Source organism: Pseudomonas sp. SWRI50, from assembly GCF_014269095.1.
Lineage (GTDB): Bacteria > Pseudomonadota > Gammaproteobacteria > Pseudomonadales > Pseudomonadaceae > Aquipseudomonas > Aquipseudomonas kermanshahensis.
This window is the reverse complement of the sequence record NZ_JABWRW010000019.1, coordinates 29,068-51,023: the sequence shown is the minus strand read 5'-3', so window position 1 is coordinate 51,023 and position 21,956 is coordinate 29,068. Positions and strand designations below refer to the sequence as shown.

The 21,956-nt window shown below is 62.9% G+C and carries 20 protein-coding genes and 1 tRNA gene; 10 read left to right on the top strand and 11 right to left on the bottom strand.

Annotation, left to right across the window (positions count from 1 at the left end; all coding sequences use genetic code 11):
* Positions 1-164 precede the first annotated feature (164 nt).
* Entirely contained in the window at positions 165-1,079 is a 915-nt protein-coding gene (locus HU750_RS19260; RefSeq protein ID WP_027595151.1) for a LysR family transcriptional regulator, read from the top strand.
* A 130-nt stretch (positions 1,080-1,209) separates the two neighbouring features.
* Here the strand turns inward: HU750_RS19260 and HU750_RS19255 are convergent, their stop codons facing one another.
* Together HU750_RS19255 and HU750_RS19250 are read right to left on the bottom strand one after the other, a co-directional pair.
* The gene (locus HU750_RS19255; protein ID WP_186681832.1) at positions 1,210-2,115 is read right to left on the bottom strand and encodes a TauD/TfdA dioxygenase family protein; all 906 of its coding nucleotides are present in this window, start codon (positions 2,113-2,115) and stop codon (positions 1,210-1,212) included.
* A gap of 36 nt (positions 2,116-2,151) precedes the next feature.
* On the bottom strand, positions 2,152-3,189 hold the full coding sequence (locus tag HU750_RS19250; protein WP_186681830.1) for an ABC transporter substrate-binding protein: 1,038 nt from the start codon (positions 3,187-3,189) through the stop codon (positions 2,152-2,154).
* 300 nt (positions 3,190-3,489) lie between these two features.
* Between HU750_RS19250 and HU750_RS19245 the strand changes: the two genes are divergently transcribed.
* The 4 genes from HU750_RS19245 to HU750_RS19230 all read left to right on the top strand — a co-directional run bounded on the left by HU750_RS19245 (position 3,490) and on the right by HU750_RS19230 (position 8,104).
* Positions 3,490-5,088 (top strand): ABC transporter permease, encoded by a 1,599-nt coding sequence (locus HU750_RS19245; RefSeq protein WP_273029417.1) that lies wholly within the window; start codon positions 3,490-3,492, stop codon positions 5,086-5,088.
* A complete protein-coding gene (locus tag HU750_RS19240) occupies positions 5,085-5,948 on the top strand; it encodes an ABC transporter ATP-binding protein (protein WP_186681826.1) in 864 nt (287 codons plus the stop codon). Before HU750_RS19245 ends, HU750_RS19240 begins: the two co-directional genes overlap by 4 nt.
* 188 nt (positions 5,949-6,136) lie before the next feature.
* Positions 6,137-6,213, top strand: a tRNA-Arg gene (locus HU750_RS19235).
* 160 nt (positions 6,214-6,373) lie between these two features.
* Complete coding sequence (locus tag HU750_RS19230) at positions 6,374-8,104, top strand: dipeptidase (protein WP_186681824.1); 1,731 nt, start codon at positions 6,374-6,376, stop codon at positions 8,102-8,104.
* A 133-nt stretch (positions 8,105-8,237) separates the two neighbouring features.
* Here the strand turns inward: HU750_RS19230 and HU750_RS19225 are convergent, their stop codons facing one another.
* The 3 genes from HU750_RS19225 to HU750_RS19215 are packed head-to-tail and all read right to left on the bottom strand — an operon-like array spanning position 8,238 to position 12,262.
* Entirely contained in the window at positions 8,238-9,071 is an 834-nt protein-coding gene (locus HU750_RS19225) for a hypothetical protein (protein WP_027595145.1), read from the bottom strand.
* A complete protein-coding gene (locus HU750_RS19220; RefSeq protein ID WP_186681822.1) occupies positions 9,068-10,675 on the bottom strand; it encodes a hypothetical protein in 1,608 nt (535 codons plus the stop codon). Before HU750_RS19220 ends, HU750_RS19225 begins: the two co-directional genes overlap by 4 nt.
* Positions 10,676-10,696: 21 nt before the next feature.
* Positions 10,697-12,262: an OmpA family protein gene (locus tag HU750_RS19215; RefSeq protein WP_186681820.1), complete on the bottom strand. Its 1,566-nt coding sequence runs from the start codon at positions 12,260-12,262 to the stop codon at positions 10,697-10,699.
* Positions 12,263-12,518: 256 nt separating this feature from the next.
* On the opposite strand from HU750_RS19215, the gene HU750_RS19210 reads away from it, so the two are divergent.
* Entirely contained in the window at positions 12,519-12,956 is a 438-nt protein-coding gene (locus tag HU750_RS19210; protein WP_085273889.1) for a CBS domain-containing protein, read from the top strand.
* A 6-nt stretch (positions 12,957-12,962) separates the two neighbouring features.
* Here HU750_RS19210 and HU750_RS19205 read toward each other — a convergent pair whose 3' ends face one another.
* From HU750_RS19205 to HU750_RS19195, 3 genes are all read right to left on the bottom strand, one after another.
* Positions 12,963-13,601, bottom strand: a complete 639-nt coding sequence (locus HU750_RS19205; protein ID WP_027595141.1) for a hypothetical protein — start codon at positions 13,599-13,601, stop codon at positions 12,963-12,965.
* A gap of 69 nt (positions 13,602-13,670) precedes the next feature.
* Positions 13,671-13,913: a DUF2789 domain-containing protein gene (locus tag HU750_RS19200; RefSeq protein ID WP_085273890.1), complete on the bottom strand. Its 243-nt coding sequence runs from the start codon at positions 13,911-13,913 to the stop codon at positions 13,671-13,673.
* 61 nt (positions 13,914-13,974) lie between these two features.
* Positions 13,975-14,433 carry an aminoacyl-tRNA deacylase gene (locus HU750_RS19195; RefSeq protein ID WP_027595139.1) on the bottom strand — a complete coding sequence of 153 codons (459 nt, stop codon included), beginning with the start codon at positions 14,431-14,433 and terminating at the stop codon, positions 13,975-13,977.
* Between the two features lie 99 nt (positions 14,434-14,532).
* On the opposite strand from HU750_RS19195, the gene HU750_RS19190 reads away from it, so the two are divergent.
* Both HU750_RS19190 and HU750_RS19185 read left to right on the top strand, forming a co-directional pair.
* Positions 14,533-15,882, top strand: coding sequence for an NfeD family protein (locus HU750_RS19190; protein WP_186681818.1), 1,350 nt, complete (start codon positions 14,533-14,535; stop codon positions 15,880-15,882).
* A 2-nt stretch (positions 15,883-15,884) separates the two neighbouring features.
* Positions 15,885-16,637, top strand: a complete 753-nt coding sequence (locus tag HU750_RS19185) for a slipin family protein (protein ID WP_027595137.1) — start codon at positions 15,885-15,887, stop codon at positions 16,635-16,637.
* A gap of 31 nt (positions 16,638-16,668) precedes the next feature.
* On the opposite strand, the gene HU750_RS19180 is transcribed toward HU750_RS19185, so the two are convergent.
* Both HU750_RS19180 and HU750_RS19175 read right to left on the bottom strand, forming a co-directional pair.
* Positions 16,669-17,301: a LysE family transporter gene (locus HU750_RS19180; RefSeq protein WP_186681816.1), complete on the bottom strand. Its 633-nt coding sequence runs from the start codon at positions 17,299-17,301 to the stop codon at positions 16,669-16,671.
* A gap of 315 nt (positions 17,302-17,616) precedes the next feature.
* Positions 17,617-19,527, bottom strand: a complete 1,911-nt coding sequence (locus HU750_RS19175) for an ATP-binding cassette domain-containing protein (RefSeq protein ID WP_099452601.1) — start codon at positions 19,525-19,527, stop codon at positions 17,617-17,619.
* A gap of 50 nt (positions 19,528-19,577) precedes the next feature.
* Between HU750_RS19175 and HU750_RS19170 the strand changes: the two genes are divergently transcribed.
* Positions 19,578-20,060 carry a TIGR02444 family protein gene (locus tag HU750_RS19170; protein ID WP_085273893.1) on the top strand — a complete coding sequence of 161 codons (483 nt, stop codon included), beginning with the start codon at positions 19,578-19,580 and terminating at the stop codon, positions 20,058-20,060.
* On the opposite strand, the gene HU750_RS19165 is transcribed toward HU750_RS19170, so the two are convergent.
* The gene (locus tag HU750_RS19165; protein WP_186681814.1) at positions 20,036-21,070 is read right to left on the bottom strand and encodes an AlgP family protein; all 1,035 of its coding nucleotides are present in this window, start codon (positions 21,068-21,070) and stop codon (positions 20,036-20,038) included. The genes HU750_RS19170 and HU750_RS19165 overlap by 25 nt on opposite strands.
* Positions 21,071-21,298: 228 nt before the next feature.
* On the opposite strand from HU750_RS19165, the gene HU750_RS19160 reads away from it, so the two are divergent.
* Positions 21,299-21,949 carry an FKBP-type peptidyl-prolyl cis-trans isomerase gene (locus HU750_RS19160; protein WP_186681812.1) on the top strand — a complete coding sequence of 217 codons (651 nt, stop codon included), beginning with the start codon at positions 21,299-21,301 and terminating at the stop codon, positions 21,947-21,949.
* Positions 21,950-21,956 lie beyond the last annotated feature (7 nt).

The window sequence follows — 21,956 nt, the reverse complement described above, 5'->3', positions numbered from 1 at the left end:
GCGAGCATTTCCGTTGGCGGAACCGAATCGCGGTCAGTCGGGCTTATATTCTTTTAAGTGATATAAATATTTGCAATTCATATTTAGTGGAATAAGTAACAGCCTTTATAAGGGGACTCACCCTTATCAGCAATTGCATTTGACCGAAGGTTTTAATGTAGAAAATGCATATCGATCTCCGTCAGCTGCGCCATTACATTGCCCTGGTCGAACACCGCAGTTTCGTGGCCGCGGCCGCTGCGGTGAACCTGTCGCAATCGGCCTTCAGCCGCAGCATCCAGACCCTCGAGCACAACATCGGCTGCCGCCTGGTGGACCGCGCCAGCAAAGAGCTGGCCCCCACCCGCCAGGGTTTGCTGGTGTTGGAGCATTCACGGCGGCTGGTGCACGGGGCGCACAACCTGGTCAATGAAATTCACCAGTTCAACGGCGCCACCACCGGCGTGGTGCGCTTCGGCTCCGGCCCTGCGCCAGCGGGGGGCTTGGTGCCGCGGGCAGTGGCGCGCTTCGTCGCCGAATACCCAGCGGCGCGCACGTGTTTTCAGGTGGATAACTGGCAGGCGTTGAACCGCAAGCTGATCGCCGAAGAGATCGAGTTTTTCGTCGCCGACACGCGCCAGTTCGAGTCAGACCCGGATTACCGCGTGCACAAGCTGGCCCCGCAGCGCTGGCACTTCTGCTGCCGCGCTGGGCACCCGCTGACCACGCGGCAAGCAGTGCAGGCGCGGGACCTGTTCGAGTACCCACTGGCCACCACCTTTCGCCCGCCGAACATCCGCAAGGTCCTCAGCGACCTCAGCGGGCGGCAGGATTTTCTGCCCACGGTGGAATGCGAACATGGCTATGCGTTACTGAATGTGGTGATGCATTCGGACACCATCGGCATTGCCTGCAATGCCAACCTGCGGCCGTATCAACGTGACGGGGGGCTGGTGGCGCTGAAGCTTTCGGACTTGGCGCCGGAGCACGAAGAAGCGTTTTATACCCGCTATGGGGTGGTGAGCCGGGTGGGGTATGGGTTGTCGCCGTTGGCGCAGGGGTTGGTCAGGCAGTTGATTGCCTGTGATACCGACCTATGAACAACCCTATCGCCCGCTGTGTGTAGGAACAGCCTTGTGCTGCGAAGAGGCCGGTGCATGCCAAACGTAAAAAGCATGGCAGCACCGGCCTCTTCGCGGCACCAGGCTGCTCCCACAGGCTGGGCAGTACTTAGCCTTTACGGGTTGTGCGGCTCAGTTGCCCATCCACCCCCACCGGCACCTCACCCGCCAACGTCACCCGCCGAACCACACGCGGCTGGGTGCCATAGTCATCCACCGCGTAATGCTGCGTCGCGCGGTTATCCCAGATCGCCACATCCCCCGCTTGCCAGCGCCAGCGCACGGTGTTTTCCAAACGCGTGACATGCCCCTGCAGCACGGCGAACAGGTGCTGCGAATCGGCCAGCGAATAACCCTTGATGCGCTTCACGAAGTGCCCCAACTGCAGCGCCCGCTCACCGCTGACCGGGTGCACGCGCACGACCGGATGCTCGGTCTCGTACACCGTCGAGGTGAACACCTGGCGATAACGCTCCAGCTTGGCCGGGTCGACGTCAGGCTTGAGGGACGCGTAGTCGTATTCGTTGCTGTGCACCGCCCACAACTTGTCGGCCAGCTCGCGCAGTGGCTCGGGCAGCTCCTGGTACGCCGCTGCGGTATTGGCCCACACGGTATCCCCACCAGACGCCGGCGCCACCACGCTGCGCAGGATGGACGCCTTGGGGTAGGCATCGACGAAGGTCACGTCGGTGTGCCAGGAGTTGGCCCGCTGGCCTTCGGCACCATCAAGTTGGAGCAGGTAGCTGGTGCCATCGACCACCGGCACGGTGGGGTGGGCGACCGGCTCGCCCAGCAACTTGGCGAAGCCTTCCTGGCTCTGGTCGTCCAGGTGGGTCTGGCCACGGAAGAAGATCACTTTGTGCTCGACCAAGGCCGCCTGTATGGCATCGATCGTGGCGGCATCCAGGTCGGCAGAAAGTTTCAACCCGCGGATCTCGGCGCCGATACGGCCGGCAACCGGATGGATGTCGAGTTCAAGGGCGAGTGGCGCGGTGGCCAGGGCGGCATTGCTCATGGTCGTGGTCCTTGCGGTTATTGTCGGTTCAAAGGGTTAGCGGGCGGCCTGAACGGCCTGTTGCTGTTGCAGTGCGGCGTCGAGAAAGCGTGGTTCAACCCAGTCGGCAACTTGGAAGCCACGGCGGATCAGGCGCTCTTTGGCGGCCAGGTCGACGCCCTGCTGCAGTTGGGCCAGAAAATCAGCGTCCAGGCGTGGGTCGAAATAATGCGCGAGGTTTTCCTTCGCCAAGTCATCGCTGAGGATGCTGCGCGGCCAGCTGGCGTTGCTTGCCACCAGGTCGACATAGGCGTCGCGGTTGTGTTCGTCACGCAGCCACGCGGTAGCCTGCTCCTGGGCATTGACCAGGCGCTGCACCAGGTCTGGGTGCTGGCGGATGAATTCGCCGGTGCCCAGCAAGACCGCTTGGGTGCTGCCGGCGCCTTGCAGGTCGCGGGAATTGACGGGTAGCTCGACCAGCCCACGTTCACGCAGCGACAGCAGGTTCGACAGGCCCCAGGTGGCATCGATCTGCTTGGCGGCGATTGCGGCGTTGGCAGCGTTGAAGTCGAGGTTGATCACCTTCAGGTCACGCTCGGATAGCCCCTGGCTGGCCAGCGCACTGGCAAACGACAGCTGGTTGGCAGTGCCGCGGAACACCGCCACACGCTTGCCCTTGAGGTCGTGCAGGGTCTTGATGCCGGACCCCGGCACCACCCCCAGGTAGCTTTTCACCCCCCGCACGCCGGCCGACAGCACGCGGGTATCCAAGCCATTGGCCTTGCCGACGATCGCAGCCAGGTCCCCCAGGTAGGCAAAGTCGGCTTGTCCATTGGCCAGGGCCTCGTTCACCACCGGCCCTGCGCCCTTGAAGAAGTGCCAATCGATGCGGATGCCGTCCTTGGCAAATTCTTTCTCCAGCAATTGCTGGTCGCGCAGCACATCGACCACGCCCCCGGCGCTGTGTTTGCTGCCAGCGCTCAAGTCCGGCACGGCGATGCGGATGCTCTCTGGCTTGGCTGACTCGGCAGCGTGGGCGTTGAGGGTGAAGACCAGCCCAAGGGCGGTGATCAGGTGGCGTAGTGGGGTTTTCATGGCAAGGCTCCTTGGCAGGCTGCCACCGACGAAGGCCGGCGCTTTGGCCAGAAGCTAGGCAGGTCTGGTTAGAACCTCCAAAGATCAAAACTTCATTTTTTAGTAACCAAAAGGCATAAATCAGGCGTTATGCGGGCCTGCGGGGGGCTTGCGGGGAACGCATGGAAAATATGAGGAAAACGCAACGGTAAGGGGTTTGCGCATGCAAGGGTTGCATGCTCTTATCTCTTGAAATGCGCACTTATGAATTTTTAATTCCATTAGTGCATAAGATAACAACGCTTCGTTCGAGAGATGCCGATGAATGGAATTCTGAACAGGAGTTGGGGGTGGCTTCGGGGGCCGCTTCGCGGCCCTTTCGCGACGCAAGGCCGCTCCTACCAGAGGGCTGCGTACCTTTCTTGGGTATTGCCGCTGTTGATCGCGGTGTTGTGGGTGGTCGCCAGCCGGCAACACTGGATGAGCGAGCAGATTCTGCCGGCGCCTTCGCGGGTATGGGAGAGCGCGCTGGAGTTTGGCTCCGGGGAGCTTTGGGGGCACCTGTGGATAAGTGTGCAGCGGCTGTTCTGGGGCTTGGCGGTCGGGATTGTCAGCGGGTTGCTGCTGGGCACCTGGCTGGGGTCGTCGCGGCGGGCACAGACGCTGGTGCTGCCCACCTTCGTCGCGCTGGCGCAAATTCCCACCCTGGCCTGGATTCCGCTGTTCATGCTGTTTTTCGGCATCGGCGAGTTGCTGAAGCTGGTGGTGCTGGTCAAAGCCGTGGTGGTGCCGGTCACCCTGCACACCCTGGTCGGCGTGCGCGATGCCCAACCCAAGCTGCGTGAAGCTGCAGCGGCGTTGCGTTTGCCACGTCACCTGTTGTTCCTGCGGCTGCTGTTGCCCGCCGCCCTGCCCGCCTTCCTCACGGGCGTACGCCTGGCCCTGGCTACCGGCTGGACGTCGTTGCTGGCCGTGGAGCTGCTGGCCTCCAGCGAGGGCATCGGCTACCTGATGGTGTGGGGCCGGCAGTTGTTCATGCTCGACCTGGTGCTGCTCTGCATCCTGGTGATCGGCCTGGTTGGGGCGCTCATGGAGCAAGGCTTCTCGCGCCTGGAGAAACGCCTGCTGTTCTGGCCGCAACCCGCAACCGGCGAGCAGCAGCGCGGCCCGATCCCAAAAGGTTGGCAAAGCCTACTGCTGCCGATTGCACTGCTGGCGCTGTGGCAGGCCACCAGCACCGTGGGCTGGGTTGACCAGAACATCCTCACGTCACCGCTGGGCGTGCTGCACACCCTGTTCAGCGGGCTGGCGGACGGCACGCTGCCACAGGCGTTGCTGCTGAGCCTGCAACGCACCTTGACCGGCCTGGTGCTGGGCGGTGGCGCGGGTTTGCTGGTTGGCCTGCTGCTGGGGCTTTCGCACCGCGCCGAGCGCGTGTTCGGCCCGAGCCTGACGGCCGTGCGCCAAGTGGCGCTGTTTGCCTGGGTGCCACTGCTTACGGCCTGGTTCGGCCTGGGCGAAGGCGCCAAGACTGTGTTCGTGGCCCTGGCGGCGTTCTTCCCGTTGCTGATCGCCACCCAGCGCGGTATCGCCGGGCTGTCGCCTCAACTGGGCGAGGCCGCCCGCACCTTGCGCCTGAGCCTGTGGCAACGCTTGCGCCGGTTGGTGCTGCCCGGCGCTGCCCCGGCGATTTTCGCTGGCCTGCGCCTGTCGCTGATCTATGCCTGGCTGGGCACCATCGGCGCCGAATACTTCATGCCTTCTGACGGCGGCATCGCCAGCCTGATGATCGGCGCCCAACAGCTGTTCCGCATGGACCAGGTGATGGCCGCCATGGTCCTGATCGGCCTGGTCGGCGCCCTGCTCGGCACCCTCGGACAACGCCTCGAATCGCGCGCCACGCGCTGGAGAACCGCATGAACGCCTTCAACACCTCGCACCTGCCTGCGGCCAATCAACCCGACGTTACCCCGCCATTGGTCAGCTTCGAGGGGGTCGGTAAGGTATTCCGCGTCGATGGCCAACCGTTGGAGGCCATTCACGATTTCAACCTGTCGATCAACGAAGGCGAATTCATCGCCATCGTCGGTGCGTCTGGCTGTGGCAAATCCACCCTGCTGCGCCTGCTGGTGGGGCTCGACACCGACTACAGCGGCAGCATCCGCGTCGACGGGAGCGCGGTCAGTGGCATCGGTGGCGAACGCGGCATCGTGTTTCAGGAACACCGCCTGTTCCCCTGGCTGACGGTGGAGCAGAACATCGCCCTAGGGCTGGTCAACGAACAGCTGACCCAGGGTGAGCGCGCCCGGCGCGTGCATGAATTTGTGCTGCTGGTCGGCCTTAGCGGGTTCGAGTCGGCTTACCCGCACCAGCTTTCCGGCGGCATGGCCCAGCGCGTGGCGATCGCCCGCGGGCTGGTGGCCAGCCCACGGATCCTGTTGCTTGACGAGCCCTTCGGCGCGCTCGATGCGCTGACCCGCCAGCAACTGCAGGATGAGCTGCTAGCCATTCGGGAACGAGCCGGCATCACCACCCTGCTGGTGACCCACGACGCCGAAGAGGCCACCTACCTGGCCGACCGGGTGGTCGTGCTGGAACCGCGCCCGGGGCGGATCAAGTCGGTGGTCGAAATCGACCTGCCACACCCGCGCCTGCGCACAGGCGTGGCGCTGCATGGGCTGCGCGAGAAGGTGCTGCACCAAATTACCGGTGCCGGCGGTTACCTACCACCCGTGGTTCGCCGGGTAGAAGGGCTGCGGCCCGAGCTCATCGCACTCTGATGGCCGGTAGGAGCAGCCTTGTGCTGCGAAGAGGCCGGCGATAACAGCACACGTCTGCGTTGCTGCCACTGGCCTCTTCGCAGCACAAGGCTGCTCCTACAGGCGTTATGCCCAAAGCGCGGGTAAAAACAGCTACAGATCAAGGCGATGGACGCAACCGAAACAGATGGGTATCATGCGTGCGCGTTGCACTCGTAGCTCAGCTGGATAGAGTACTGCCCTCCGAAGGCAGGGGTCGTGGGTTCGAATCCCGCCGAGTGCGCCATCTTCGAAAGCCCTGGGATTTTTCCCGGGGCTTTTTCGTTTGTGCGACATGTCGCGTTTCTGGTACTCCCGTACTGCAGAGCATTGGTGTTAGCGTGGGCACCTTCCCGTTTTTCGAACGGGTACCCCCAACAATGACTCGCGAAGGAATGCGCGCGCCCATGCACCTGAAAAAACTCACCGCTACCTCACTGCTGCTGGCCAGCATCGGCCTGTTCAGCGTACCGGCCCAGGCCAACCTCTCCCAGCAACAATCCGCGGCCATCATCAAGGCCTACGACGGCACAGAACTGGCGGACTTCAAACAGTTCATCGGCAAGCTCAACGACAGCGACCTGGCCAAGGCCGACAACCTCGGCGAGACGCTGAGCGCCTACCTGGCCAATAAGCCGCTGGCCGACGAGCAGCAGAACGAAATCAACCGCCTGCTGGGCCTGTATACCCGCATCAAGTACGGCAGGGCCGCCACCGAGACCCTGCGCGAACTGGTGGCCATCCCCACCTTCAGCGTCGATGGCGTACCGCAGCACGAAAACCCCGAGTTCCTGAAGATCGCGGACAAGATCAAAGCCCTGGCCGAAGGCTTTGGCCTGACGTTCCGCAATATCGACAACCGGGTCTACGAGATCACCCTGGGCGAAGGCAAAGAAGTGGTCGGCATCCATGCCCACGCCGATGTGGTGCCGGTCAACCCGGACAACTGGAAGCTGGACGATGGCACTCGCCTCGACCCCTTCAAGGTCACGCTGGTGGGTGACCGCATGTATGGCCGCGGCACCGAAGACGACAAGAACGGCATCGTCGTGGCGCTGTATGCGCTGAAAGTGGCCAAGGACGAGAAGCTGCCGCTGGCCCGGCAACTCAAACTGCTGGTGGACACCACCGAAGAAACCAGCGGTGACGCGATCCCTTACTACTTCGAGCGCAACCCGACGCCCGACTACAACCTGGCGCTGGATGGCGGCTACCCGGTGGTCATCGCCGAGAAAGGCTACGGCACGGTCATGGCCACCTTCGCCAAGCGCGCCGCCACCGGCAAGGGCGCCGAAATCACCCACCTCACCGGCGGCCTGGCCACCAACCAGATCCCGACGACGTCGGTCGCCACCCTGGCCAGCGACAAGCCTGCCGAACTGGCAGCCAGCCTGAACAAGGCCGGTGCCGCGTATGTGAAGGGCAACGGCGGTGATTTCAGCATCGATGCCAAGGTGGTTGGCAAGGACGTGCAGCTCACCGTGAAAGGCGTCTCGGCCCACTCCTCGGAGCCAGAGTCTGGGGTCAACCCGGTGGCGCGCATGCTGGTGTTCATCGATGGCCTGGGCAAGCAGGTGCCACTCAAGCACAACCAGTTCACCGACGCCGCCCGTTATGCCAACGACAACTGGGGCCTGGACTACCTGGGCAAAAAGCTCGGCGTGGGCTTTGAAGACGCGTTCATGGGGCCGCTGACCGCCTCGCCGACCTTTGTCGGCGTGGACGACAAGGGGCTGAAACTGGCGGTCAACCTGCGTATCCCGAAGGGCAAGGAAATTGCCGTGATCAAGGATGACCTGGCGACCAAGCTGGATAAATGGAAGAGCACCAGCCACGTCCCGGTGGCCTTCGACTACAGCCTCGACGCGCCGATGTACCGCAACCCGGAGGGCGAGTGGGTCAAGGCCCTGCTTGCCGTGGCCAGCGAGAACCTGGGCATGAAGCACGAGTTTGGCACCTCGGCGGGGGCTACCTCAGTGCATGACTTGCCCAACGGCGTGCAGTTCGGCCTGGCCATGCCTGACGTGAAATACACCGGGCACAACGACAACGAGTTCAAGACCGTGGAGCAGTTCATGCTGGATCTGCAGGTGGTGAGCGAGATGGTCGCGCGCATCGGGCAGATGCCGAAGCTGTAGCGCAGTCACCTGTAGGAGCAGCCTTGTGCTGCGAAGAGGCCGGTGACAACAGCGCAGATCTACTGTGTTGTCACCGGCCTCTTCGCAGCACAAGGCTGCTCCTACAAGGGTGCGTATTACCCGGAAGGCCGGGTTATCGAAGGTCGGTACTCAGGCTAGGCGTGCCAAAGCCTTCCAACGTTGCGTTGGACGCATTCAGGTACTGCGCCCAGAAGTCGTTCAGCGCATCCATGGTCTTGCCAGAGCGGTAGGCATGCTTCACCGCGTCGGTCACCAGCCCAGCGCCAGACACATACACCCGGGCGCCTTGCAGGTCGGCGTACAGCCCCTTGCTCTGCGCAAGCTTCAGCTCGTTGCCAACGTTCAGTTGCTTGATCTGGTTGGCCGCGTAGAAGCTGGTGTAGTCGGAATGCTCGAGCATGTCCGAAATCAGGTACACCACCCGCTCCTGGATACCCTGCTCTTTGCCCATGTCTTCACCGACACGGCGCAGGGTGTTCATGATTTCGCTCTTGGGGATGTCCTGACGCGCTTCGCGCAGGCCCTTCACGAACAGCCCGCCGAAACCGGTCTGAAACGCCTTTTTCTGGGTCGCCAGGCACTGGTCCAGGCCACGCAGCTTGCGCATGTTCACATCGTCGCGAACCTCGCCCTGCAACGGCGTGTCCAGCTCGCCGGCATACACCAGGCGCTGATACTCACCCGGCAGGAACGCCGAGAAGGTATAGAGCCTGACGCGATCGCCCGGCTGCACGAACCGGTCGATCTGGCCCCAGGCGCTGCGCTGCAGGTCTTCTGGCATCGGGATGGTCTGATCGATGATCACCACCAGCTCGCGGCCGGAACCTGCAGGCTTGATGTCTGCCAGGCCGTTGCGCGTGTAGCAGCTCTGCAGGTCGTTGCGTTCGGCGGCCAGCGCTGCACACGGCAGCGCCAGCGCCAGGATCAGGGCCTTGGCAAGCCTCATGACAGCATGCCCTCCTTCTTCGCCGGGAACAGGCCAAGCGCCTTGAGTGCTTGCTGTTGCTCGCGGATGTCGCGCAGTTGCGCCTCGCTGACATTCAGCGCACGGCTGGCGGCGGCCAGGCTTTCTTCCGGCAGGCCAGTCACATCGTGGAACTCGGAGGCCTTGATAGCGACCGGCTCGGCCACTGCAGCAGCAGGGGCAACAGGGGCTACGGCAGGCTGGGGCTCGACCGGCGTCGCGGCGACAGCGACGGCTACAGCCGCGGGTGCTGGTGCCACGGTCTCAACCGGCCGCGCTGGCTTCTCCGGCTGCTCAGATACTTTGTCAGCCTTGTGTTCGACGAAGCTCAGGAAATTGCGGCGGGCGGTGTTTTCCCCGTCCAGTGCAGTCAGCACATTGGCATCGGTGTGATCACGGCTGGACAACAAGGTCTGCAAGCGGCGCAGCTTGTCATCGGCATGGCTGGCGATGGCCGAACGCTTCTGGTCCATCGCATCGAGCATTTCTTCGGAGGTGGCGTACTTGTGCGTACGCTGCCAGGCGGTGTGCGAGTGCGTACCGGCGAAGAAGTAGCGGCTGGCCAGCCACAGGCTGATGCCCTGGATCGCCACGTAGATCAGCGACAGCATCACGTAGGTCGTCAGGCTGGCCTTGCGGATCGCCTGCATCTTGTCGTCGATGGTGGCGTTATCCGCTTCATCGTTGATGGCCTGGGATTCTGCTGGCAGGTCGAACGGCGAGCCCGCGGTGCTGCTCTGCGTGGACGCTTCGGCACGCATGCCGTTGACCATCTCGGTCTCGATGCTGTCCAGGGTGGCCGAACGGATGAGGAAGGCACCAATGGCCATGGCCACCACGAACGCACCGCAGGTGATCAACCAGAAGAACTTGCGCGTGACGTTGGCGTTCACGTCCTTCACACGGGCCAGCAACTGCTCGTAGTCAGGCTTGTCCGAGTCGCTGAAGGAGTCTTCCAGGTTGATGGCTTTGTTGGCTTTCAGCGAGCGCGAACGCTTGGAAGGCTCTTCACCCTGCCACCAATGGCGGGCGCGGGCGACCAGGCTGTTGTGGTGCACCGCATGCCCGGCAGCCTCGGCCAGAAACGCCGACGCAACGGCCAGCAGAATCGCCACGAATGCCGTCAGCCAGTGACGGTCATTGGTCGACGCGTCCATGTTGACCCAGCCGGCGACCACATAGGCAAACCCCATGGCCTCGATCACCACCAGCAACAGGACAACCGCCAACACCCACCACGGCCGCGCAGAACGGCCGGCCTCACCGGCTTTGGACAGGTAGTCCAGGTAGGCGCTGTAGGCGTTTGCGTCCTTGGCGTAGAGCTTGAACTTCTTGTTGTACACGTTCGACAGGGTGACTTCGTGGTTGATCCAGCCTTCAGCGTCGACCGAAGCCGGCTTGCGCGACAGGCGCGCGACCGTACCGATCAAGGGGAAGCTGTGCCAGACACGGGTCAGGAAGTAGGAAACCTCTTCCCAATAGTTACGCACGATCACCGCAGTGATCAGCAACGAAAGCAGGCCGGCAGAGAGCAACTGATTGGCGAGAATCAGTGATTTAAGTGCAGCGAGCGAAAAGTCTTCCATTCAGGACGTCCTTGACTGGGGTTATTTGGTAGCCGGGATCGGCTTGTAGGAAGCGACGAACGCGTCACTGCCGGCGGCATAGAACAAGGCACCTTGGCTGACCTCGGCGTTGCCTTTGCTGAATACGATGTCCATGCACGAAATCGATGCCTGGGCATCACTGGCGAAGACCCGGTAGAGCACTTCGCTTTCGCCTTCATAGGTGTTGGCCACGGCCTTCATGGTGCGTGGTTTGTGCTGCGTGGGCTGTTTGTAGTCTTCGACCAACTGCAGGATCGGCTGGCGGTCGACCATGGCGTTCTCACGCAAGATCGATACCGGCGACACGGTCACCAGGTGCCCGTTGACCAGGTTGGCCCAGACCCGGTTGTTGTAACCCGGCAGGTAGTCCTTGGTGGCGCGGCGCTGCAAAGGTTGGTCGTTGACCATGCTCAGCACTTCGCCGGCATTGCGTGGGCGGTCGGCCTCGCAGCTGGACATCGGCATCTGCGCGGCGTATGCGCTGCTGATCAGCGTGAAGCCACTCTGTTTCGGCTTGATGCTCTGCGCCATGGTCCAGCTGTAGTTAGCCACGGGGGTACCGGCGAAATCGACCTGCGGACGCACAGCTGCAACAGCCTTCGCGGTGCTGGTGCTGGTGCTGCTGGTACTGGTGGTTGCGCTGGCGGTACTGCTGGCCGTGGCAGGCGTGCGCTGTGCCGTGGTCGGCTTGCTCGCGGCAGGCTTGCTGCTCGCGTGTGCGGTAGTGGTCGCCTGCCGAGGTTTGGCAGCGGTCGAGGTGCCGTAGTGCAGGTAGCGGGTGTTACCCGCTTCTGCCTGGGCGCGCATTACCAGGGCCTGTTCGTTGGCCAGCTCGACGATTTCCACACGGCGGTTCTGGCCACGCAGCAACGGGTCGCTGTTATCGGCAATCGGGCGCGATGCCCCGGCGCCTTGGTAATAGATGGCACTGGCCGGGATGCCGGCCTGCAGCATGACCTTGCCCACGGTCTTGGCGCGGCGCTCGGACAGCTTCTGGTTGAAATCGGCATTGCCCACGGCATCGCTGTGGCCAACGATCAACAAGCGACGTGCCTGCGCCTCCTTGGCGGCGGCCTGCTTGTCGGTGGCGGCCGGCTTGGCATACATCTGCGCCAGCTTGGCCACGGCGCGCTGGCCGTTGGGGGTCAGTTGGTCGGAGCCAGTGGCGAACATCCCGGTGTCTTCGATCTGGGTCACCAGGCCCGCCTGTTCAGGGACGGCGGTCACCACCGCAGCCGAGGCAACGGTCAACTTCTCGGTGGTGATCTTCAGGTTCTCTTCCTTGGCGATGCGGTCAAGCTCCTGCAAGCGCGACTGCCAGACATAACCGGCGATGCACCCCAACGTGCCGCCGACTGCAACGCCCGGCAAGATGCCGTCCTTGCCTTTAAGGGCATAACCGGCAGCGCCCCCGGCGACAACCCCGACACCACAGAGCACGGGCATGCCGTAGTCCCTGCCAATGTCTTTAACGCTCTTGGAGATATTGTCGATCTGTTGGCTGCTGCAACCGGCAGCGGTGATGAAGGCGCAACTGAGCGCTGTGAGGCGAAACATGCTTTGCATTGCGGCTCCTTGCCGAAACAGGTCTGGATGATGGCAACTTGACATGCATTGTCACAGATTACCGGGGATTTTGCCCCACCCAGGTAAGCATCTCCAGCGCCGGATACACGGCTTGCCGGGGTGCTTGGTACACAATCGATTCAACCATGACGTTTTTCAATCGCCTCCATGCCGTTTCCTGCATTGCCGTGCAGAGCGCCGTGCCGGATGCTTTATTTACATTGAGACAGCGCTTTTTCCACCCGCAGAGGCCCGTATGAAAAACGTCGAACAAATCCTCAAGACCAAGTCGAAGCACCAGACCGTTTACACCATCGGCCCGGACGACTCGGTACTGGACGCCCTTAAACTGCTGGCGGAGAAAAATATCGGTGCGCTGCCCGTGGTGGAGAACAACCAGGTGATCGGCATCGTCAGTGAGCGGGATTATGCCCGCAAGCTGGTGCTCAAAGGCCGTTCGTCAGCGGCAACGCCGGTACGCGAGATCATGAGCGCCCCGGTGATTACCGTGGAACCCAAGCACAATCTGGAATATTGCATGAACCAGATGACCAACCTGCACCTGCGTCACCTGCCGGTGGTCAGTAATGGCGAACTGCTGGGCCTGTTGTCGATTGGCGACCTGGTGAAGGAAACCATCGCCGAACAGGCCAACCTGATCCTGCAGTTGGAGCAGTACATCCGCGGCGAGTAAACCGCCTCAGTGGTAGGCGCGCTCCAGTTCGTCCAGTTGGTGGTCGAAGCTGCGCAGGCGCGCCGACCAAGTGTACACCAGCACTTCAAGGTCGCGGTTGAGCACGGCGGTGGTGCCATTGCCCGTGCTCGTCGGCTCGCCCAGGTCGAGCTGGTAGCGTTCGCGGGCCATGGCCGCCGCCACACTGGAGAGGTCCCGTGCGTTGGCCAGCCAGTGGTGGTGGTGATCGTGGATTTCGCGGTCGAGCGCCCGGCACTGGCGCTTTAAGGCGTCCAGGCTTTGCTCCAGCGGGGTGCCCTTGAGCTCACCCATGACTTCTTCGAAGGTGCGCCCTGAGTGCCAGTAGCTGCCCCAGAAATAGCGGTCGAATACCGTTTCGACCCGGCGCAGGGCAACCTTGGTGTTCCAGATGGTCAGCAACGTTCGCCCCTGGATCACCTCACGCTTGTTCAGGCGCAACTGTTGCCAGGCGATCCAGGTCAGCGCCACCAGCGCAACCGCCACGGTGACCGCGGCGGCGGCGTAGAGAAACTGCACCGCCTGGTTCATCTGTTGCGTCTGCCTGATGCCATAGAAGTAACTGGCCGTCAGCGTGCCCAGGATCGTCACGGAGCACCAGAACCCTGGTGCGTAGGGATCTTTCATCGCGCTATCCCCTTATTGTTTTCCTGAGCATAGCAACGGCCAATCACTCGTCAGGTGCCGCTCGGCGCTTTATTTTCGGGGGCGGCGCAACGCCTCGTTGAGTTGGTCGAAAGGGACTGCCCAATCAGCATCTTCGTTGATGCTGTCCTTGAGGAAGTTGCGCTGGGCATCGGTCCAGAACGGGGCATCGACCAGCTTGATCTCGTTTTGCAGCGGCGAGTGGCTGGTGATGAATTGATCGATACTCAAAGCATCGTCAGGCAAGCCCAGTTGTTTGAACAGCTCGGCGAATGGATGGATCGGTGCTTCCATGATTCCTCCTAAAAGCCGGTCAGGCCGTCCACGACGCCCGCCCGGCGTTGGCTTGAGAACATCAGCACAGCTCACGCACTTCGGCGTGCGGTACCAGTTTCATGAACTGCTCCATGCTCATGTGGATCAGGTGATCGTGGTCACCCGCCTCCAGGTAGACATCACCTTGCCGGGTAAGGGTCGGGTCGAGCAGCATTTTTATATCGTAGGCATCGCCAAGTGCCGGCACTGCGCCGCGTTCGCAATCGCCGAACAGCGTCGGCAGGCCGCTTTCGCGGGTCAGTTGCCAGGCGCCCGACATGCGCACCTTGCTCATGTCCAGATGCCGGTTGGCCGGTAGCACGGCCAGGATGTAGTTGCCATGCCGGTCATCGAGCACCACCGACTTGGCGACCCGCTCGGCGGGTACACCGGCCGTGCGTGCCGACTCCAGGCTGGTGGCCGAATGTGGATGGGGAATGATGTCGTAGTCGCAGTTGGCCTTGTCCAGGCGAGCCTGCAGGGTCTTTGCCATACGCATGATGCACCTCCGGTATTGCGCCCCCAATCTTCAATTTTAGGCCTTGGCCCGGCAGGCATGACTAAACTTGTGTAATAGAGACGAACGAGGTGACGATAGGTGGCCGCTCGCTGGTGGCGCTGGCTGTTGCTGTTGATGCTGCTTGGGCTGGCACCGGGCAGCCAGGCAGCGCCCGGTGCCGTCTGGGTGTTGAGCATCGACGATGCCATCGGCCCGGCCAGTGCCGACTACCTGGTGCGCAGCCTGGACCAGGCCCATGCGCAAGGCGCGCAACTGGTGGTCATCCGCATGGATACCCCTGGCGGCCTGGACAGCGCCATGCGCCAGATGATCAAGGCCATCCTCGCCAGCCCCGTGCCGGTTGCCAGCTTCGTCGCCCCCAGCGGTGCACGGGCCGCTAGCGCTGGCACTTACATCCTTTATGCCAGCCATGTCGCAGCCATGGCCCCCGGGACCAACCTGGGCGCGGCCACCCCGGTGCAGATCGGCGGCCCCCCGGGCATGCCCAAGGACGACAAGGCCAAGCCCAGTGGTGATGAACAAACCCTCGCCCGCAAGCAGGTCAATGACGCTGCTGCCTACATACGCGGCCTGGCGCAGCTGCGCGGGCGCAATGCCGATTGGGCGGAGCAGGCCGTGCGCGAAGCCGTCAGTTTGTCGGCCAGCGAGGCGTTGCGGCTGAAGGTGGTCGACCTCGTGGCGACTGACCTGCCCGACCTGCTGCGCCAACTCGACAGCAAAACACTGGACGCTGCCGGCCAGCCGCAGCAGATGCACACCCGCGCAGCCAGCCTGGTCGAACATCTGCCGGACTGGCGCACACGCCTGCTGGCGGTCATCACCAACCCCAGCGTGGCGCTGATCCTGATCATGGTCGGCGTGTACGGCCTGCTGTTCGAGTTCATGAGCCCCGGCTCCACCGTAGGCGGCGTGATCGGCGGTATCTGCCTATTACTGGCGCTGTATGCCCTGCAATTGCTGCCGGTGAGCTACGCCGGGGTGGCGCTGATCCTGCTCGGGCTGGCGTTCATGATTGCCGAGGCGTTCTTGCCCAGCTTTGGCGTGGTCGGCTTTGGCGGCATCGTGGCCTTCGTGGTCGGCGCAGTGATTTTGATGGACACCGACGTGCCTGGGTTCGGCATCCCCTTGCCCTTGATCGCCAGCCTGGCAGTGCTGTCGGCGCTGCTCATCGGTGGCGTGCTGGGCATGGCCCTGAAAGCGCGCAAGCGCGCCCTGGTGAGCGGCGATGCCGGCTTGGTCGGGAGCCTGGTCACGGTCACTCAGGTGCTGGCAGACAACCCGTTCTGCGGTTCGGTGCAGGCGCAGGGCGAACAGTGGCAGGTTCAGTGCGCGACGCCACTGCAGCCTGGCCAACACGTGCGAGTCACGGCGCGCCGTGGCGTGATGCTGGAGGTCAGCGCTGCTGCACCTGCGGCCCAAGGAGAATGACGATGTTCATGCAATTGGGTTTCGGCGCCCTGCTGATGCTGCTGGGCGTGTTGTTGCTGTCGGCGTTCCGGATCTTGCGCGAGTACGAGCGCGGCGTGGTGTTCCAGCTGGGGCGGTTCTGGCAGGTGAAAGGGCCGGGGTTGATCCTGCTGATCCCGGTCATCCAGCAGATGGTTCGGGTCGATCTGCGCACGGTCGTGCTGGATGTACCGCCGCAGGACGTGATCACCCGCGACAACGTCTCGGTCAAGGTCAATGCCGTGCTGTACTTTCGCGTGCTCGACCCACAAAAAGCGATCATTCAGGTCGAAGACTTTCTCGTCGCTACCAGCCAGCTGGCCCAGACCACCTTACGCGCCGTGCTTGGCAAGCATGAGCTGGACGAGCTGCTGGCCGAGCGCGAGCAACTGAATGCCGATATCCGCCAGGTGCTGGACGCGCAAACCGATGCCTGGGGCATCAAAGTGGCCAATGTCGAGATCAAGCACGTCGACCTCAACGAATCGATGGTGCGTGCCATCGCGCGCCAGGCCGAGGCCGAACGTGAGCGACGGGCCAAGGTGATCCATGCCGAAGGGGAGTTGCAGGCGTCCGAAAAACTGATGCAGGCGGCGCAGATGCTCAGCAAGGAGCCAGGGGCGATGCAGTTGCGCTACATGCAGACGCTGGGGGCGATTGCCGGGGACAAGAGCTCGACCATCGTCTTTCCACTGCCGCTGGATTTGCTCAAGGGCTTTGTGGAAAAGCCGAAATAACCGGGGGCGCTTGTGCGCCCCCGATGACCTATCAGACAGGCGCGCGACGCAGGGTCGCGAGGAAGGTTGCCGCGCCGATGAACAACCCGGCAAAGGTGCGGTTCAGCCGCTTCTGCTGTTTGGGTGTACGCAGCAGGCGCAGCACCCGCGAAGCCAGGCCGGTGTAGCCCGCCATCACCAGCATGTCGACGGTGATCATGGTGACGGTAATGGCCACGTACTGCGGCAGCAGGGCCTCATGTGGGTTGATGAACTGCGGCAGCACCGCCAGCATGAAAACCAGTGCCTTAGGGTTGCTGACGTTGACCAGAAAACCACGGAACACCAGGCTCAGCGGTTTGCCGATCGGGCGTACGGCAGACTCTTCGCTCATGTCCATCGGCAGCGCGCGCCATTGCTTGTAGGCCAGGTAGACCAGGTAGGCAACGCCAAACCACTTGATCACCGTAAAGGCGGTGGCGGAAGCGGCGAGGATGGCGCCGACGCCGGCGGCGATGATGGCGATCTGTACGATCAGGCCAATCTGCAGGCCTAGTGCGTTCCAGTAACCGCGCCAGAAACCGTACTGCAGGCCGCTGGACATCGAGGCAATCGCCCCGGCCCCCGGTGAAAGGCTGATCACCCAACACGCGGCAAAGAAGCCCAACCACACTTCCATCGACATCACACACCTCGCTCGAACATATGTTGCAAAACGTTAAGCTAAGATGCTGGCGAAAAAATAACCAGCGAATTTTGCAGATTTGTTTAGGGTTTGGGTTGTTGGGTGCTGTTGCGATTGAGCGCCGCCCGCGCGGCGCTTCGCAGCACAAGGCTGCTCCTACACGGGCCAGTTATTCCTATGGCATGGGCGCGAGCCCCCTTTGCGCCTGACACGAACAGATGTAGGAGCAGCCTAGTGCTGCGAAGCGCCGCATGGGCGGCGCTCGATCTCACAAGCGTTAAAAGGCTCCCGCCCTACGCCCCAAAGACCTCAGCCTCAGGACAGCGCCTCAAGCTCGGCCTGCATGCTTTCCAACGTTTCCAGCGCTTCCATCCAGGCTTCTTCAAGCTCGCCTTCGCGCTGCTTGAACTTGCTCTGGCGGGCCAGTACATCGCGCAGTTCGTCCTTGCGCGCGGCCTCGTACAGGCCACTGTCGCCCAACGCTGTTTCGATCTCAGCCAGTTGCGCATGCACCTGGTTAAGCTCGGCTTCCAGCTTGTCGGCCGCCTTCTTGTGCGGTGCCAGTTGCTGACGCAAGGCCGCTGCAGCTTGGCGCTGAGCTTTCTTGTCGGTCTTGTCCGGGTTGGCCGGGGTGTTGCTGACCGGCGCGTTGCGCTGACGGTACTCGACCAGCCAGCGGCTGTAGTCTTCCAGGTCGCCATCGAACGTATCGACCTTGCCGTCAGCCACCAGCAGGAAATCGTCGGTGGTGCTTTTGAGCAGGTGACGGTCGTGGGAAACCACCACCACGGCACCGGCGAACTCCTGCAAGGCCATGGTCAGCGCCAGACGCATTTCCAGGTCCAGGTGGTTGGTCGGTTCGTCGAGCAGCAACAGGTTCGGCCGTTCCCAGGCGATCAGCGCCAGGGCAAGGCGGGCCTTTTCACCACCGGAGAAATTCACCACCGGCTCGTCGACTCGGTCACCGTGGAAATCGAAGCCGCCGAGGAAGTCGCGCAGCGTCTGCTCACGCTCGGTCGGGGCAATCCGCTGCAGGTGCAACAGCGGGCTGGCCTTGTCGTCGAGGGAGTCGAGCTGGTGCTGGGCGAAGTAGCCCACCGCCAGGTTCTCGCCACGTACCAGGCGCCCGGACAGCGGCTCCAGCTCGCCGGCAAGGTTCTTGATCAGGGTCGACTTGCCCGCGCCGTTGGGGCCGAGCAGGCCGATACGCGCACCCGGCACCAGCTGCAGCTTGACCTTCTCCAGGATGGCCTTGTCGCCATAACCCAGGCGGCCTTCGGACATGTCCAGCAGTGGGCTGGAGATTTTCTGCGACTCACGGAAGACGAAGTCGAACGGCGAATCGACATGCGCCGCCGACAACTCTTCCATGCGCTCCAGGGCCTTGATCCGGCTCTGGGCCTGGCGGGCCTTGGTGGCCTGTGCCTTGAAGCGGGCGATGTACTTTTCCATGTGCGCACGCTGGGCCTGCTGCTTCTCGTAGGCTTGCTGCTGTTGCGCCAGGCGCTCGGCACGGGTGCGCTCGAACGCGGTGTAGCCGCCCTTGTACAGGTTCAGCTTGCGCTGCTCGACGTGCACCACGTGGTCGACCACGGCATCGAGGAAATCGCGGTCGTGGGAAATCAGCAACAGGGTGCCGGGGTAGCCCTTGAGCCAGTCTTCCAGCCAAAGGATGGCATCCAGGTCCAGGTGGTTGGTGGGCTCGTCGAGCAGCAGCAGGTCGGACGGGCACATCAGTGCCTGTGCCAGGTTCAGGCGCATCCGCCAGCCACCGGAGAAGTCACCGACGCGGCGGTCCATCTGTTCGTTGGTGAAGCCAAGGCCGGCCAGCAATTTGCGTGCTCGGGCATCGGCGGTATAGCCATCGGCACTTTCCAGCTCGCTGTGCAGGCGCGCCAGGGCCGTGCCGTCGTGCGCCGTTTCGGCGATGGCAAGCTCGGCCTGCACCTTGCGCAGGCGCACGTCGCCATCGAGCACATAGTCCACCGCGAGGCGATCGAGGGTGTCGACCTCCTGGCGCATGTGGGCGATGCGCCAGTCGCCGGGCAGCTGGCAATCGCCGGAATCGGGCGAAAGCTCACCGCGCAGCAAGGCGAACAGGCTGGATTTTCCGGCGCCGTTGGCACCGATCAAACCGGCCTTGTGGCCGGCGTGCAAGGTCATCTCGGCGCCTTCTAGCAAGCGCTGCGGACCACGCTGTAAAGTGAGGTTGGATAGTCTGATCATGATGGTCGCGGAGTCTACCAGCTTCCTCGGCCCGTAGCGTGAGTGGAATCATGTACACCGACCTGTGGAATCACGCCCTGGCCTTGTATGCCAGGGCCGGCGTGGAAGAGGCCTGCCTTGACGTGCAAGCGTTGGGCGGTGACGTTTGCCTGTTGCTCTGCGGCACCTGGCTGCAAGCACGCGGCGTGGCCGCGACAGGTGAGCGCGCACAAGCCCTGCGCGACATTGCCGAACCTTGGCAGCGTGAGGTGGTGACGCCATTGCGTAACCTGCGCCAGCAATGGCGCACGGCAGCGCACAACGATGCGCAGTTGGCAGCGTTGCGTGAGCAAGTAAAGGGGTTGGAATTGCAGGCCGAGAAGGCCTTGCTGGAACGCCTGCAGGCGTGCTCGCAACAGTGGCCCGCGGACTCGCACGAGCCCACGGACGACTGGCTGGCCCGGCTAGCGCCGGACCAGGCCCAAGATCACCGCGCGCTGCATCAATTGCGCGTCGCGGCGGCAGCGCTTCAGGATGCCGAAGACGGCGCCTGAGCCGGGGTGCTGGCGGGTGCCGACGGTGCTGCGGCCGGGCTGGCCGAGTTGGTCGCGGCGGCAGGCGCGCTGGTGGCAGCCGTGGCGGGCTTGGTTTCGGCTGGCTTGCTCGCGGCTGGTTTGGCAGCAGCCGGTTTTGCAGCCGGTTTGGCGGCAGCACGCGCGGGTGCTTTAGCGGCAGCCGCGGGCTTGGCAGCAGGCTTGGCCGCAGGTTTTGCAGCTGCAGGTTTGGCCGGGGCTTTGGCCGCTGCAGGTTTGGCTGCCGGTTTAGCAGCGGCGGCCTTGGCTGGCGCCTTGGCAGCAGCTGGCTTGGCTGCGGGTTTTGCAGCTGCAGCCTTGGCCGGTGCTTTGGCAGCGACGGCTTTAGCGGCTGGCTTGGCCGCAGGTTTGGCGGCGGCGGTTTTGGCGGGTGCCTTGGCGGCAGCGGCTTTTGCTGGCGCTTTGGTGGCAGCGGCTTTGGCGGCTGGCTTGGCGGCAGCAGCTCTGGCCGGCGCCTTGGCTGCAGGTGCTTTGGCGGCAGGTTTGGCGGCCGTGGCGCGTGCTGCCGGCTTGCTGGCAGCCTTGGCCGGTGCTTTGGCAGCAGCTGGTTTTGCAGCCTTGGCAGCGACGGCGCGCTGGTCCAGTGCCTTGCTCGCGGCTTCACGCACCTTGCCCACACCCTGGGCCAGCTTCAGACTGTCCTGGGCATCACGCTTGAGCTGTTGGATGTAGGTACGGGTCTGGGTCTGGCGGTCCTTGAGCGAGTCGAGCAACCCTTCAAGTTCACCGATCGCTTTTTGTGCCTTGGTCTGCGCCTTGGCTTTACCTGCCTTGGCCGCATCCTGCAGTTTCAGGCGACCGTTGTGCAGTTTCTCTTGTGCCTTGCCACGTTGCTTTTCCAACTTGGCCAGCAGTTTTTCCGCATCAGCCAGCGCTTGCGAGCAGGCATCTTCCAAATGTTCGAGCAGGCTGCCCGAAAGTTGCTGGAGCAGGTGCAACGGCGTACTTACTGGCTTCTTTTTGGCCGACATGGTTTACCTCCTGGCTGACGAGATTGCGGCTCATACTATGCTTCTGCTGCTACCGCCGCTAGGGCATGTTGACAGTAATATTTACGCCGCGTTGCATGCCTGGGCAAAGTTGTTATCTTGCAGCTCCGTGAAAGTGTAGTTGCTGAATTAAGCGTTGCTCATATTTGGCAGATACAGGCCAACCCCGATGTTGGCTGCCACGGCCCGCTCATTGCGCAGGAACTGTCCATGCCGCGTTTTCTTGTTTTAGGTTTGTGCCTGGTGGCGCCTTTTGCCCTGGCCAATGCAGACGACCACGACCTGGCCTACAGCCTGGGTGCCAGCCTGGGCGAGCGGCTGCGCGAAGAGATGCCGGGGCTGCAACTGGACGCCCTGGTCGAAGGCCTGCGCCAGTCCTATCAAGGGCAACCACTGAAGCTCGACAAGGCACGCATGCAGGCTGTGTTGCAGCAGCATGAAGCGCAGGCCGACAACACCGCCGAGCAGGCTCAGGCAGAAAAAACCAAAGCAGTGGAAACACGCTTCATGGCCAACGAGCGGGCGCGTGCCGGTGTGCATGAACTGCCCGAAGGCGTGCTTTACAGCGAACTGCAAAGCGGCGCCGGCGCGCAGCCGAAAGCGGGTGGCAAGGTACAGGTACGCTACGTGGGTAGGTTGCCGGATGGCTCGGTGTTCGACCAAAACCAGCAGCCGCAGTGGTTCAGCCTGGATTCGGTGATCGAAGGGTGGCGGGTGGCGTTGCCTCGGATGCATGCAGGCGCGAAATGGCGCCTGGTGATTCCGTCGGCGCAAGCCTACGGTGCCGAGGGCGCGGGTGACCTGATCGCGCCCTATACCCCCTTGGTATTCGAGATCGAACTGCTGGCGGTTGGCGACTGACGCCACG

Bases quoted from the DNA above. Each gene is read 5' to 3' on its own strand.
- HU750_RS19225 (WP_027595145.1), bottom strand. From the start codon at position 9,071: ATGAGGCTTGCCAAGGCCCTGATCCTGGCGCTGGCGCTGCCGTGTGCA.
- HU750_RS19245 (WP_273029417.1), top strand. From the start codon at position 3,490: ATGAATGGAATTCTGAACAGGAGTTGGGGGTGGCTTCGGGGGCCGCTT.
- HU750_RS19255 (WP_186681832.1), bottom strand. From the start codon at position 2,115: ATGAGCAATGCCGCCCTGGCCACCGCGCCACTCGCCCTTGAACTCGAC.
- HU750_RS19200 (WP_085273890.1), bottom strand. From the start codon at position 13,913: ATGGAAGCACCGATCCATCCATTCGCCGAGCTGTTCAAACAACTGGGC.
- HU750_RS19195 (WP_027595139.1), bottom strand. From the start codon at position 14,433: ATGCGTATGGCAAAGACCCTGCAGGCTCGCCTGGACAAGGCCAACTGC.
- HU750_RS19260 (WP_027595151.1), top strand. From the start codon at position 165: ATGCATATCGATCTCCGTCAGCTGCGCCATTACATTGCCCTGGTCGAA.
- HU750_RS19205 (WP_027595141.1), bottom strand. From the start codon at position 13,601: ATGAAAGATCCCTACGCACCAGGGTTCTGGTGCTCCGTGACGATCCTG.
- HU750_RS19170 (WP_085273893.1), top strand. From the start codon at position 19,578: ATGTACACCGACCTGTGGAATCACGCCCTGGCCTTGTATGCCAGGGCC.
- HU750_RS19160 (WP_186681812.1), top strand. From the start codon at position 21,299: ATGCCGCGTTTTCTTGTTTTAGGTTTGTGCCTGGTGGCGCCTTTTGCC.
- HU750_RS19250 (WP_186681830.1), bottom strand. From the start codon at position 3,189: ATGAAAACCCCACTACGCCACCTGATCACCGCCCTTGGGCTGGTCTTC.
- HU750_RS19240 (WP_186681826.1), top strand. From the start codon at position 5,085: ATGAACGCCTTCAACACCTCGCACCTGCCTGCGGCCAATCAACCCGAC.
- HU750_RS19215 (WP_186681820.1), bottom strand. From the start codon at position 12,262: ATGCAAAGCATGTTTCGCCTCACAGCGCTCAGTTGCGCCTTCATCACC.
- HU750_RS19220 (WP_186681822.1), bottom strand. From the start codon at position 10,675: ATGGAAGACTTTTCGCTCGCTGCACTTAAATCACTGATTCTCGCCAAT.
- HU750_RS19185 (WP_027595137.1), top strand. From the start codon at position 15,885: ATGTTCATGCAATTGGGTTTCGGCGCCCTGCTGATGCTGCTGGGCGTG.
- HU750_RS19180 (WP_186681816.1), bottom strand. From the start codon at position 17,301: ATGTCGATGGAAGTGTGGTTGGGCTTCTTTGCCGCGTGTTGGGTGATC.
- HU750_RS19175 (WP_099452601.1), bottom strand. From the start codon at position 19,527: ATGATCAGACTATCCAACCTCACTTTACAGCGTGGTCCGCAGCGCTTG.
- HU750_RS19210 (WP_085273889.1), top strand. From the start codon at position 12,519: ATGAAAAACGTCGAACAAATCCTCAAGACCAAGTCGAAGCACCAGACC.
- HU750_RS19165 (WP_186681814.1), bottom strand. From the start codon at position 21,070: ATGTCGGCCAAAAAGAAGCCAGTAAGTACGCCGTTGCACCTGCTCCAG.
- HU750_RS19230 (WP_186681824.1), top strand. From the start codon at position 6,374: ATGCACCTGAAAAAACTCACCGCTACCTCACTGCTGCTGGCCAGCATC.